This is a genomic window from Virgibacillus xinjiangensis (assembly GCF_042643145.1).
GTDB classification, from domain to species: domain Bacteria; phylum Bacillota; class Bacilli; order Bacillales; family Amphibacillaceae; genus Virgibacillus_O; species Virgibacillus_O xinjiangensis.
This window is the reverse complement of the sequence record NZ_JBHRSA010000049.1, coordinates 19,902-32,727: the sequence shown is the minus strand read 5'-3', so window position 1 is coordinate 32,727 and position 12,826 is coordinate 19,902. Positions and strand designations below refer to the sequence as shown.

Here is a 12,826-nt window from a genome sequence, read left to right as displayed (position 1 = left end):
CATATTTGATAGGGGAATTATATATCCTCTTTCACGGCTGTGACAGCATCCTGAAGCAATTGTTCCAGTTCCTGTTCATATGCTCCTTTCTGCATACCGCTCCATTGGAGAGTTTTTGCCATATAGCGGAGAACAGAGTTTTTATGGGCCTTCACCCAATTGATTTCAAAGAACAGGGCTCCAGTTCTTCGGACAAAGAAATCCGCAGGTTTATAAGCACCTTCATACTCCATGGCATATAGCAGTTCTGCCAATACTACAGCATCCATTCCGACAGTTTCTGCTTCTTCCTTCTTTTCCAAATATAAGTTGAAAATGATATCTACATTGGCTCCGTAGGTCTTCACAAGCTTCAGGGCAGTCGATTCATCCAGCCCGATGGCTTTTCCTTCTGCCGTTTTGCGCACTTTGAAATCTTCAAACCCAGTGGAGCCGCCTACTTCTCCACCGGCTATCGGAAGATGTGCTGTCTCCGAATGCGAATAAAGGATACCTTCCTCTTCCTTCAACAGCTGGACCACAGTGTCCACTACTTCCTGGGCCATTTTTCGATACCCCGTCAACTTTCCTCCCGCAATAGAGATGAGTCCGGAATCAGAAATGAAGACTTCATCCTTCCTTGAAATTTCACCAGGGTCATCTTTTCCTTCCTCTGCGATCAGTGGGCGAATACCGGCCCAGCTTGATTCCACATGGTCTGCTTGAATATTCAAGGATGGAAACATATAATGGATGGCCTCGAGGAGATACTCCCGGTCCCCTTCCGTCATGACGGGGTGCTGTTTGCTGCCAGTATAAGCAGTATCTGTGGTACCTACATATGTTTTATTCTCCCTTGGAATCGCGAATATCATTCGCCCATCCGGTGCATCAAAGTAAACAGCCTGCTGTAGGGGAAATATCTCCTTAGGGAAAACAAGATGGACCCCTTTGGAAAGGAGAAGATGTTTACCCTGATTTGATCCATCCATTTCCCTCAAACTGTCCACCCACGGTCCTGCAGCATTAATGACCTTTTTGGCATATACGTCATACGTATGCCCGGAAATTTTATCCCTCACCTTTGCTCCGGATATTTTGGAGGACTCATCATAGAGGAAACGAACCACTTCTGCATAATTCAACGCATTGGCTCCTTTTTGAACCGCCTTTTTAACAACCTCTATCGTTAAACGGGCATCATCTGTTTTATATTCCACATAGAAGCCAGCTCCCCGCAGGCCTTCTCTTTTTATCAGCGGTTCCTTTTCCAGCGCTTCTTCGGGTTTGAACATCGTTCTCCGCTCCGTTCTCTTCACCCCGGCTAGAAAATCATAGATACGGAGGCCAATATTCGTGGTCAGTGGACCGAATGTGCCTCCCTTATGGAAAGGAAGCATCATCCATTCCGGTGTTGTTACATGCGGACCATTTTCATAGACCACTTGTCTTTCGCTCCCCGTATCTGAGACCATTTTTATTTCAAACTGCTTTAAATATCTAAGTCCTCCATGAACCAGTTTTGTCGATCGGCTGGAGGTGCCTGCTGCAAAATCCTGCATTTCCACTACGGCTGTCCGCATACCACGCGTGACTGCATCTAAAGCGACCCCCGCTCCTGTTATACCACCACCGACAACCAGTACATCCAGCTTGTCTTCCTCCAGGCGCTGGAATGCTGCTTCTCGCTTTAAACTTGATAAATTGGACATAATCGACACTCCTTATCCATCATCCTATTATATATTTACCCTAATAGATAAAAACTAATATACTTTTCCGACAAGCAGAAAAAACAAACCGTAAAGCGGAGATTTCTGCATCTGTCCGCCTTACGGTTGGCTGTTCCTTACTCATCTAACGGTAAGTTTTTCATTCTGTTTTCCATCTGCTCTTTTGTATAGATGATTTTCATCGGGTTTCCTCCAGCAAAGACACCTTCAGGTACATCCTTATGAACCAGGCTGCCTGCAGAGATGATTGCTCCATTACCGATGGTCACTCCAGGGAGGATGGTAGTATTCGCACCGATCAGCACCTTGTCGCCAATCATGACATCTCCGATCCTGTATTCTTCAATTAAATATTCATGAGCCAGAATAGTGGTATTGTAACCAATCACAGTATTTTCTCCAATATGGATTTTTTCCGGGAACATGACATCCGGCATCACCATCAAAGCAAATGCTGTCCGCTTCCCGACCCGCATCTTCAAAAAGTTGCGATAGAGCCAGTTTTTTACCCCCAGAAACGGTGTATACCTTGCTGTCTGGATCACGAGAAAGTTTTTTACCATTTTCCAGAAGGACACCGTTTTATAAATCTGCCATAGTGAGTTGCTTCCTTTTACAAAGTATCGGTCTGTACGCCGCATATCAATTCACTCCGATTATTTTCAACAGATCCCGCATGTCCTCGAGCATATAAGTCGGACCATATGATAAGAGCCTTTCCTTCCCCTTGTGGGCCCAGGCTACTCCTGCGGTCTGTACTCCCGCATTATTGCCTGCTTCGATATCATGGTAATTATCACCTACCATGAGGGTTGTATCCGGATGGCCGCCGAGCTTTTCCATGCCTCTGAGAACAGGTTCAGCGTGAGGTTTGGGGTTCTCTACATCATCATACGTCACAATAGCTTCAAAACAGTTATCCAGACCGGTAGCAAGGAGTCCCATTTCCACCCCATCTCTCATTTTAGTGGAGACAATGCCCAATTTTATATGTTCCTCTTTCAGACGGTGTATCGTTTCCTTTACGTGAGGAAACGCACGGACGAAATTATCATGATTCGCATGGTTATGGACACGGTATGCAGCTACCATCTGCTCTGCCTTTGCCGGATTTATATGCATGAATGTATCCATCAGTGGTGGACCATTGAACTCCATGATTTGTTCTTTTGTAAACGAATGATTGAACTCGGAGAAAGTATGGTGGAACGAAGCGATAATCAGTTCATTGGTGTCGATCAACGTGCCGTCGAGATCAAAGAGTATGGTATGAATGCTCATGTTCTGTTTTCCTTCCTTTTTGAAATTCTGCCCGTTTCCATATATAGCTGATCGTCATAGTCAGAACGATTGCCGTAACGAGTCGGATGATTAGTAATGGCCATACTGGAATTCCAAGCGGGATGAAGACTAGGGTATCTTCTACTACCGCATGACAAGCTACCAGAAAAATCATCGCTAAATACATGTCTTTTTTGGATACCCCGTCTTCCTTGACAGCCTGGATCATCAATCCTGCTCCATAAGCGAGACCGATGGTCAGACCAGCTACCATCGTCATGGAAGTATTTTTCTCCATTCCAAGTAGTTTCAAGGAGGGGGCGATTTTAGCTGAAAAGATATCCAGCCACCCTTTCTCACGTAAAAACTGCATAACAACCATCAAGGGGATAACAATGAGTGCAAGCTGTACGACAGCCATTAATGCAGTACTCAACCCCTGCAGGGTGATTTGCCCCCAGCCGCTCACAGTTGCCTCTGAAGCCTGAATCATTCCGTATTGTGCCTGCTCTGCTCCCCCTTTCCACAACAGGTTGATCAAAACAGCGGAAATCAAAGCGAGAGAAATCCGGGTGATCAAGATCACCCACAAATTCACGCCTACCTTCGTAGCAACAGCTGATTCGATAAACAGATTATGTGAAAAAGACAGCATGACCGCCAGAATGAATACCTCTTTCACGCTGAAATCAAAGGAGACAATAGCTGCAATACCAGCATAAAGATTCAGTGCATTCCCTAGAACCAAGGGTACTGCCGCCTCTCCAGAAAGCCCCAACAATCCCATCAAGGGCGACAATTTTTCTATCACCCATGGCAGGACAGGGGTGTACTGTAAGACGGTTACAATCAATGTGATGGGAAAGATGATCTTGCCCAATGTCCAAGTTGTCTTCAATCCCTGCTGTAATCCCCGTCCAAGTATTCCTCCCATCTATATCCCCCCGTATTCGATTTATTTTCTCTTCTGTGTTTTTTTGCCTTTTGAATTGTTCTTGCCTTTCTTTCTGGCCGTCACATCCTCATAACGGACTTGCCCACCTTGCATCCTCCTATAAATTATCAGGGCAGCCGCTACAACAATTGTCAATATGGAAATCAATTGAGCCTGTCGAATATCCCCGAAATACAGACTGTCTGTTCGAAGTCCTTCCACAAAGAAGCGACCGACCGAATAACTGATAGCATATGTAAGAAATATTTCTCCACGGATTGGATTATATTTCCGCATCAAGATTAGCAGGATAAAGACCAGGATATTCCATAGAGATTCATATAAAAAAGTCGGATGATACAAAGTCCCACCAATGGTCATCTGATTTAGAATGAAATCCGGCAAATATTGCAGGTAATCATTATAAGCAGCATCTGAAACCGGCCCGCCGTGGGCCTCCTGATTCATGAAATTTCCCCATCGGCCGATGGCCTGTCCCAGAATGAGACTTGGCGCTATGATATCTGCCAACTGCCAAAAAGAGATATTCCGTTTACGTGTGAATACAACAGCAGTCAACACGCCGCCGATAATCGCTCCATGGATGGCAATGCCGCCTTCCCAAATGGCAAAGACACCCCACCATGGCCCGCCGGCATAGTTTTCCCACTCGAATATAACATAATAGATCCGTGCAGAGATAATAGCAATCGGTATGGCAAAAAAGATGAAATCAATCAGTATATCCTTTTCAAGTCCCAATCGATCTGACTCTTTAGAAGCCAGATATATACCCAGGAATGCACCGGTAGCAATAATCACGCCATACCAATAGATGGTCAGCGGACCAAGCTCCAGAAATACCGGATCAAGCGGTTGTGCACTGGCCAACAAATCTACCCACTCCTACTCTTCTTTTTTTTCATGGTCAATCATTGTTGTCAGACGCTCGGAGAATTCCTGCGCTGTATTGATTCCCATATTTTTCAGACGGAAGTTCATCGCAGCCACCTCAATAATTACAGCAAGGTTTCTGCCAGGTCTGACCGGAATGGTTACTTTCGGTAGATGGACATCCATGATTTTCATGGTGTCTTCATCTAGACCGAGCCGGTCATACTGTTTCTTCTCGTCCCAATTTTCGAGGTTGACAATCAAAGAGATTTTTTTATAATTCCTGATGGAACCAGCGCCAAACAGGGTCATCACATTGATGATTCCCAGCCCTCTGATTTCCAGCAAGTGTTCAATCAAAGCAGGGGAGTTTCCAATCAATGTATCATAGTCTTCCTGTCTGATTTCTACACTATCATCGGCAACCAGACGATGCCCTCTTTTCACCAACTCCAAAGCAGTTTCGCTTTTACCTACTCCACTCTGTCCGGTGATCAGGACACCAACACCATTGATATCAACCAATACCCCGTGGATAGCTGTGAACGGAGCAAACTTCGACTCCAAGTAATTGGTAAGTCTGCTGATTACCCGTGTCGTCTTTCTAGGGGAATGGAGAATGGGCACCCCGCCTTTATTTGCGGCATCAATCATGGTCTGTGGGATTTCCATTCCTCTGGAAATAACGATACCTGGTGTAATATCCGTACACAGCTGGTCCATCCGGTCCCGTTGCTGGGATTCCGTCAATTCAAGGAAATAGGCCATTTCTGTTTTACCAATCAACTGAAGGCGTTCCTTCGGATAAAACTGAAAATAACCGGTCATCTCTATTCCAGGCCGTGACAAGTCACTTGTGATGATTTCCCTATGTATCCCGTCTTCACCCGCGACAAGTTTAAGATTGAAATTAGCCAATAGATCCTTTGTTCGCACAATCGACATGCTGTTCCCTCCTTCAAGGCAATCTGACTGTCTTTTATTGTAGCATATTTATTTTAGAAAAAAACTAGTGACCTTCAACCGGAGTCACTGCCCGAATTGCTCGCATTCCTATCTTTGAGTAAACGAAAAAACGCAGGAGAAGTTCCTGCGTTATCTCACCGAATCCCTGATGAGGCTGTTCAGCAATATATTCAAAATGGAGATGACGATGGCTGCAATGACCGCCATGCCAAATCCTTCGATCACAAACGCAGGACCGATCAAGCTTTGAGTAATCATGAGGGTGACTGCATTGATGACAAACAAGAACAGCCCCATGGTGACCATAGTGATCGGAAGAGTGAGGATAATCAAAATAGGCTTGATGATCAAATTCAATATGGCCAATAGGAAGCTGGCCAATAATGCCGTTCCGAAGCCATCCAATCGAAACGACTCAAACAGCTGCGCGACTACAATCAGTACAATCGCGTTCAACAAGATGGAAACGATTCCTCTCAACAACATCAGTAGACATCCCTCTCATTCGGAATGATGAAGACGGCAACTAAATATACCAGCCCAAAAGTGAACACACTGGTAATCAACAATACAGCAAATAAAAGTCGGAGTATGGTCGCATCCATATGGAAATACTCGGCAAGACCGCCCAGTACCCCGGCAAACATCCGGTTGGATTCAGAACGGTACAGTTTTTTCATATGATACCTCCTCGGTACTTTTCCCCATTTTGGTTATTAAAGCCAACACCACTTTTTATATACGGGGCAACGATGCATTGGTTTCACCCGCTTATCTCTTGTTTATCATATGCCTCTTATTTCATAAAATAAGACCTTCCTGCAAGTGTTGTTACAGGAAGGACTTCGTTAGCTATTCATAATTCCAAATAAAGAATGCTTCCTTGCTGAACATGTTCCGGGCATACTCCATGACTTCTTTCTGGTCATACCCGCCGCCAAGCATAGGGGCTGCTTGGGAATCATGCGCAAATACAGCCTTCATCTTCGTGTCGAATTGGTCACTGACGTCATTTATGACTTCCGGGTTTCCCAGCTCTTCTAAGTAATTATTGGTGATGGCCTGTGCCCATACGGTCGGCCGTTTCTCCGGAGCCATACGACGAACAGCTTCGATAGCAGCCGCACCCAACGCATTATGGTCCGGATGAACTGCGTGTTCTGGATAATGGGTGATAACCAGACTTGGTTCAATTTCATCTAGGATCCCCTTTAAATGTTCTGCCACTGCACTCCGATCCTCAAACTCCAGCGTTTTATCCCTGTATCCGAGCATCCTCAGTTCCATGTCGAGAACTTCACAAGCATCCTTCAGTTCTTTCTTACGGATATCCGGCAGTGTTTCCCTATTGGCGAACGTCGGATTGCCCATGTTTCGTCCCATCTCTCCAAGCGTCCCGCACAGGTAGGTTACAGGTACACCTTGTTCCCGGAATTGCGTGATCGTACCAGCAGCACCGAACGATTCATCATCGGGATGCGGATAGACGACAACTACATGTTTTTCCATATTACTCACCCCAATTTTCTTTTAAATGGCTCTTCCTAATCTATCATCCCGTTTCATCAGCAAATTCAATACCTGAACGGTGTTTCACTTATTTGTAATGATACCATTAAACGGCCTTCCCGGTCGTGCCCGGCCATCAGCAATTGATTTTCTTCCTGAATGGTCCAGTCGGTCAGCCCCTCTGCATAAATCCAGCCAATCTCGAGCTTCAAGCCGACTCGGTACGTATTTCCGTTTCCAACTATCTTTGCCTGATGGAAGGAAACCTGGGCATTCCTCACATATGCACCTACATTATAAGCCTTATCATTAAAATGACTTGCGTAAGCGCCATTGGTTGTTTCCAGATGAACATACACCTGCTTGTCTATAAACTGATTCAGGGTTTCCTGCACTTTTTCCAATTCTATCGGCTTCATTTTTCTACCCCCCATCCCTGCAGTTTCTTCTTATAACTTTATCGAAAGGCAGCATCAGCGTCAAAAATTCAGTCCGCTGCAACAGGCTAGGCAGCAAGTACAGGGACCTGCTGCCTTTTGGACTACTTACCGGTATTCACTTTTTCTTTCCGTTCTAAAGCCTGCGCCATCCGTGCTCTGTCCCTCTCCAAAACAGGTTTCAGATACTGGCCGGTATAAGATGCTGCTTCTTCAGCAATTTTTTCCGGGGTGCCGGTAGCAATAATCTGTCCACCCCGGTCACCACCTTCTGGTCCAAGGTCTATAATGTGGTCTGCCGTTTTGATTACATCAAGGTTATGCTCAATGATCAAAACGGTGTCACCATTTTCCACAATTCTCTGCAGAACCGACAATAGACGTTTGATATCGTCCACATGCAAACCAGTTGTCGGCTCATCAAGAATGTAGAAGGACTTTCCATTTGAACGCTTATGAAGTTCACTGGCAAGTTTCACGCGCTGCGCTTCCCCACCGGAAAGTGTAGTAGCAGGCTGCCCGAGTTTCACATAACCGAGACCCACATCATAAATCGTCTGGAGCTTCCTTTTGATCTTAGGGATAGGAGCGAAAAAGTCCAGGGCTTCTTCTACCCGCATCTCTAGAACGTCCGCAATACTCTTCCCTTTGTATTTCACCTCCAGTGTCTCCCGGTTGTACCGTTTCCCATCACACACTTCACAAGGCACATATACATCTGGCAGGAAATGCATTTCAATCTTGATGATCCCGTCTCCACGGCATGCTTCGCAACGGCCCCCTTTCACATTAAAGCTGAACCGTCCCTTCTTATATCCTCGCACTTTGGCTTCATTGGTCTGGGCAAACACATCGCGGATGTCATCGAAAACACCTGTATATGTTGCCGGATTGGAGCGAGGCGTTCTTCCGATCGGCGACTGGTCGATATCGATCACTTTATCTAACTGGTCGATTCCTTTGACTTTCTTATGCTTACCAGGTTTGACCTTCGCTCTGTGAAGCTCCTTGGACAGGTTTTTATACAATATTTCATTAATCAACGTACTTTTCCCTGAACCGGAAACCCCAGTGACCACAGTCATTAGACCAAGAGGAAACTTTGCCGTTACATTTTTCAGGTTGTTTTCGGCCGCACCGGTAATCTCGATTTTCCGTTTATCTGGTTTCCTTCTTTTCGACGGAAGCGGGATAAACTTCTCCCCGGATAGGTATTTTCCTGTCAGTGAATGTTCATTGTTCATGACCTCTTCCGGTGTTCCGCTCGCCACCACTCGACCGCCATGTTCTCCTGCTCCAGGACCGATATCAATCAGCCAGTCTGCAGCAGCCATTGTGTCTTCATCGTGTTCAACCACAATCAACGTATTGTCCAGGTCCCGCATCCGCTTCAACGTTGCAATTAAACGGTTGTTATCGCGTTGATGCAATCCGATGGACGGTTCATCCAGTACATAGAGGACACCTGCCAATGCAGAACCGATTTGAGTGGCAAGACGGATCCGCTGGGCTTCCCCGCCTGACAATGTTCCTGCAGCTCGGGATAGTGTCAGATAATCAAGTCCAACATTGTTGAGGAATTCCAGCCTATTATTGATTTCTTTCAGGATGAGCTTGGCTATTTGTTCCTCTTTGTCCGTCAACTGCAATCCGGAAAAATAGTCGATCGCTTCTACTATGGAGTAATTGGTGACCTCACTTATATGCAGCCCATTGATCAATACAGCCAAAGCTTCTTCCTTTAAACGATGGCCTTTGCAAGTTGCACAGTGTTTCTGCATCATATATTTCTCCAAGGTTTCCCGGATAAAATCAGAAGACGTTTCCCTGTAGCGTCTGCCGATATTGCGGAGCACACCTTCAAAGTAAATCATATTGTCCCGCACATTCCCAAAGTCGTTCACATAGTGGAAATGGACTTTTTCCTTGCCGCTCCCATAAAGGATGATATCCATTTGTTCTTTCGGAAGATCTTTTACCGGTGTGTCCATATCAATACTGTAATGCGTGCAGACAGCTTTCAACAATTGTGGGTAATACTGTGAACTTATCGGCTCCCAGGCCGCGATGGCATGCTCATTCAAGCTTTTCCCCCAATCAGGCACAACCAAGTCCGGATCCACTTCCAGCTTGGTGCCAAGCCCGTCACACGTCGGACAAGCTCCAAATGGGCTGTTGAAGGAAAAGAGACGCGGCTCCAATTCACCGATGGAGAAACCACAAATTGGACAAGCATGGTTCTCATTGAACTTCAATTCTTCTTCCCCAATGACATCCACAATAATTTTTCCCTCTCCAAGGGATAAGGCTGTTTCGATGGAATCACTCAGACGACCAGAGATGCCTTCTTTTACAACGATTCTGTCGATTACTGCTTCTATGGAATGCTTTTTGTTTTTCTCAAGCTGGATATCCTCGGACAAATCCCGCATTTCCTTATCCACCCTGACACGAACATAACCTTCCTTTCGAAGGTTTTCGAGAACCTTGATATGTTCTCCTTTCCGTCCGGAGATGACAGGGGCTAGAACCTGCATCTTCGTGCGTTCCGGATACTCGAGGATACGGTCAACCATCTGTTGCACCGTCTGTGAAGTTATCTCGATACCATGCTTTGGACATGTAGGACGGCCAATCCTGGCATACAGCAGCCGCAGATAGTCATAGATCTCGGTGACCGTCCCGACAGTGGAACGTGGGTTATTGCTTGTTGTCTTCTGGTCAATGGAAATGGCCGGCGACAGCCCCTCTATCGAGTCGACATCCGGTTTATCCATCTGCCCCAAAAACTGGCGGGCATAGGCGGATAGGGACTCCACATACCGCCGCTGCCCTTCAGCGTAGATGGTATCGAATGCCAGGGAAGATTTCCCCGAACCGGACAACCCGGTGAGAACTACCAATTGATTCTTTGGAATGGTCACATCGACGTTTTTTAGATTATGTGCTCTGGCTCCTTGAATTTGCAGTGATTTACTAGGCATGTGTTCACCTTCTTAGCTTTAGTGTTAGGCTCCTGATTTAAGCTCCAGGATGATATCCCGCAGCTCTGCCGCTTTTTCAAAGTCCAGTGACTTCGCAGCTTCTTTCATCTCTTTCTCCATCTTTTCGATCACTTTCGTCTTCTCTTTGGCAGACAACTTGGTCAAGCTCGGTTTTTCTTTATATTCTTCCTGCTCTTCTGCAGCTACTGTTGCACGGATGACATCCCTGACATCCTTTTTGATGGTCGTAGGCGTAATACCATGCTTCTCATTATATTCCATCTGGATCTGTCTACGTCTGTTTGTTTCATCGATCGCTGCCTCCATAGACTGGGTGATTTTATCGGCATACATGATGACCTGCCCCTTTTCATTACGGGCGGCACGACCCATTGTCTGGATAAGCGATCGCTCTGAACGCAGGAAACCTTCCTTATCGGCATCCAGGATGGTGACCAGAGAAACTTCTGGTATATCCAGACCTTCCCTCAGCAGGTTGATTCCTATCAGAACATCATATTTTCCGACTCTCAGGTCGCGTATCAGTTCGATCCGTTCCAGTGTTTTCACTTCCGAATGGAGATATGCTACTTTTATACCGATTTCTTTCAGGTAATCTGTGAGATCTTCCGACATCTTCTTCGTCAGAGTCGTCACCAGTACACGTTCATTCCGCTCTGTCCGTGTATTGATTTCTTCAATCAGATTATCTATCTGACCTTCGATCGGGCGCACTTCCACTTTCGGATCCAATAGCCCGGTCGGACGAATGATTTGTTCCGTCATATCCGGTGAATGCTCCATTTCATATGGCCCCGGAGTAGCTGATACATACACCAACTGGTTGGTAGACTTCTCGAACTCTTCGAATTTCAGCGGACGGTTATCAAGCGCTGAAGGCAGTCGGAATCCATGATCAACTAGAACTTGTTTTCTTGCCTGGTCTCCGTTATACATTCCCCGAATCTGTGGAAGGGTAACATGCGACTCATCGATGATCGTCAACGAGTCTTCCGGGAAATAATCCAGCAGCGTATAAGGAGTCGCACCTGCTTCCCGCAGTGTCAAATGGCGGGAATAGTTTTCGATTCCCGAGCAGAATCCCATCTCATTCATCATTTCCAAATCATAATTCGTACGCTGCTCCAACCGTTGCGCCTCCAGCAGTTTATCATTGCTGCGCAATTCTTCGAGTCTTTCTTCCAGTTCTTTTTCTATGTTGGCAATGGCCAGTTTCATTTTTTCTTCACGGGTGACGAAGTGGGATGCCGGGAAAATGGCGATATGTTCCCTGTCACCGATAATTTCTCCTGTCAGTGCATCGACTTCACGGATCCGGTCGATTTCATCTCCAAAGAATTCTATACGGACACAATGCTCTTCACGGGAAGCGGGAATGATTTCTACCGAATCCCCCCGCACACGGAAGGTACCGCGTTTGAAATCGATATCGTTGCGGGCATACTGGATGTCTACCAGATCTCTTAATAGCTGGTCCCTGTCCTTTTCCATCCCCATTCGTAAAGAAAGCACTTGGCTCCCATATTCTTCAGGAGAACCCAAACCGTAAATGCACGATACACTGGCAACAATCAGGACATCATTCCGTTCAAACAAGGCAGAAGTAGCGGAGTGCCTCAGCTTGTCAATTTCATCATTGATGCTGGCATCTTTTTCGATGAATGTATCAGTGGAAGGAACATAAGCTTCCGGCTGATAATAATCATAATAGCTGACGAAATATTCCACCGCATTATTCGGGAAGAACTCTTTGAACTCACTGTACAACTGTCCGGCAAGTGTTTTATTATGGGCGATCACCAAGGTCGGACGGTTGATCTCTTTTACCACATTCGACATCGTAAAGGTCTTCCCGGTACCAGTGGCCCCAAGAAGTGTCTGATGCCGCTGCCCTGCAAGCACCCGTTCGGTGATTTCCCGGATGGCATTAGGCTGATCCCCTGATGGTTCATATTTGGAAACAAGCTCAAATTTATTTTCTTTCACTTGTAAGCCTCCGTTCTTTTGCTAACACTAGTTTATCATAGATAATAGTTTATTTTAACATACTTGCGAACGAACATTCGATAGTTGTGCTCCATGCAGCTA

The 12,826-nt window shown here is 46.0% G+C and carries 12 protein-coding genes; all 12 read right to left on the bottom strand.

Features of this window, described 5'->3' with window-relative positions:
• Positions 1-17 precede the first annotated feature (17 nt).
• The gene (locus ACFOGI_RS13790; protein ID WP_390273727.1) at positions 18-1,691 is read right to left on the bottom strand and encodes a glycerol-3-phosphate dehydrogenase/oxidase; all 1,674 of its coding nucleotides are present in this window, start codon (positions 1,689-1,691) and stop codon (positions 18-20) included.
• A 137-nt stretch (positions 1,692-1,828) separates the two neighbouring features.
• Positions 1,829-2,353, bottom strand: coding sequence for an acyltransferase (locus ACFOGI_RS13785; RefSeq protein WP_390273725.1), 525 nt, complete (start codon positions 2,351-2,353; stop codon positions 1,829-1,831).
• Position 2,354: 1 nt separating this feature from the next.
• Positions 2,355-2,993, bottom strand: a complete 639-nt coding sequence (gene ppaX / locus ACFOGI_RS13780; RefSeq protein ID WP_390273723.1) for a pyrophosphatase PpaX — start codon at positions 2,991-2,993, stop codon at positions 2,355-2,357.
• A complete protein-coding gene (locus ACFOGI_RS13775; RefSeq protein WP_390273721.1) occupies positions 2,968-3,927 on the bottom strand; it encodes a nucleoside recognition domain-containing protein in 960 nt (319 codons plus the stop codon). The genes ppaX and ACFOGI_RS13775 overlap by 26 nt, the downstream gene beginning before the upstream one ends.
• A gap of 21 nt (positions 3,928-3,948) precedes the next feature.
• The gene (gene lgt / locus ACFOGI_RS13770; protein WP_390273718.1) at positions 3,949-4,821 is read right to left on the bottom strand and encodes a prolipoprotein diacylglyceryl transferase; all 873 of its coding nucleotides are present in this window, start codon (positions 4,819-4,821) and stop codon (positions 3,949-3,951) included.
• A gap of 12 nt (positions 4,822-4,833) precedes the next feature.
• Positions 4,834-5,766 carry an HPr(Ser) kinase/phosphatase gene (gene hprK / locus ACFOGI_RS13765; protein ID WP_390273716.1) on the bottom strand — a complete coding sequence of 311 codons (933 nt, stop codon included), beginning with the start codon at positions 5,764-5,766 and terminating at the stop codon, positions 4,834-4,836.
• Between the two features lie 150 nt (positions 5,767-5,916).
• On the bottom strand, positions 5,917-6,273 hold the full coding sequence (locus ACFOGI_RS13760) for a phage holin family protein (RefSeq protein WP_390273713.1): 357 nt from the start codon (positions 6,271-6,273) through the stop codon (positions 5,917-5,919).
• Entirely contained in the window at positions 6,273-6,467 is a 195-nt protein-coding gene (locus ACFOGI_RS13755; RefSeq protein ID WP_390273711.1) for a PspC domain-containing protein, read from the bottom strand. Before ACFOGI_RS13755 ends, ACFOGI_RS13760 begins: the two co-directional genes overlap by 1 nt.
• A gap of 172 nt (positions 6,468-6,639) precedes the next feature.
• A complete protein-coding gene (gene bshB2 / locus ACFOGI_RS13750) occupies positions 6,640-7,296 on the bottom strand; it encodes a bacillithiol biosynthesis deacetylase BshB2 (RefSeq protein ID WP_390273709.1) in 657 nt (218 codons plus the stop codon).
• Between the two features lie 65 nt (positions 7,297-7,361).
• Complete coding sequence (locus tag ACFOGI_RS13745; protein ID WP_390273707.1) at positions 7,362-7,715, bottom strand: YojF family protein; 354 nt, start codon at positions 7,713-7,715, stop codon at positions 7,362-7,364.
• 122 nt (positions 7,716-7,837) lie between these two features.
• Positions 7,838-10,717 carry an excinuclease ABC subunit UvrA gene (uvrA, locus tag ACFOGI_RS13740; protein WP_390273704.1) on the bottom strand — a complete coding sequence of 960 codons (2,880 nt, stop codon included), beginning with the start codon at positions 10,715-10,717 and terminating at the stop codon, positions 7,838-7,840.
• Positions 10,718-10,741: 24 nt separating this feature from the next.
• A complete protein-coding gene (uvrB, locus tag ACFOGI_RS13735; RefSeq protein WP_390273701.1) occupies positions 10,742-12,724 on the bottom strand; it encodes an excinuclease ABC subunit UvrB in 1,983 nt (660 codons plus the stop codon).
• Positions 12,725-12,826 lie beyond the last annotated feature (102 nt).

What these genes read in the sequence shown, in the direction of transcription:
- ACFOGI_RS13760 (WP_390273713.1), bottom strand. Translation starts at nt 6,273, where the DNA reads ATGTTGTTGAGAGGAATCGTTTCCATCTTGTTGAACGCGATTGTACTG.
- ACFOGI_RS13755 (WP_390273711.1), bottom strand. Translation starts at nt 6,467, where the DNA reads ATGAAAAAACTGTACCGTTCTGAATCCAACCGGATGTTTGCCGGGGTA.
- ACFOGI_RS13785 (WP_390273725.1), bottom strand. Translation starts at nt 2,353, where the DNA reads ATGCGGCGTACAGACCGATACTTTGTAAAAGGAAGCAACTCACTATGG.
- uvrA (WP_390273704.1), bottom strand. Translation starts at nt 10,717, where the DNA reads ATGCCTAGTAAATCACTGCAAATTCAAGGAGCCAGAGCACATAATCTA.
- ppaX (WP_390273723.1), bottom strand. Translation starts at nt 2,993, where the DNA reads ATGAGCATTCATACCATACTCTTTGATCTCGACGGCACGTTGATCGAC.
- ACFOGI_RS13745 (WP_390273707.1), bottom strand. Translation starts at nt 7,715, where the DNA reads ATGAAGCCGATAGAATTGGAAAAAGTGCAGGAAACCCTGAATCAGTTT.
- bshB2 (WP_390273709.1), bottom strand. Translation starts at nt 7,296, where the DNA reads ATGGAAAAACATGTAGTTGTCGTCTATCCGCATCCCGATGATGAATCG.
- hprK (WP_390273716.1), bottom strand. Translation starts at nt 5,766, where the DNA reads ATGTCGATTGTGCGAACAAAGGATCTATTGGCTAATTTCAATCTTAAA.
- ACFOGI_RS13775 (WP_390273721.1), bottom strand. Translation starts at nt 3,927, where the DNA reads ATGGGAGGAATACTTGGACGGGGATTACAGCAGGGATTGAAGACAACT.
- ACFOGI_RS13790 (WP_390273727.1), bottom strand. Translation starts at nt 1,691, where the DNA reads ATGTCCAATTTATCAAGTTTAAAGCGAGAAGCAGCATTCCAGCGCCTG.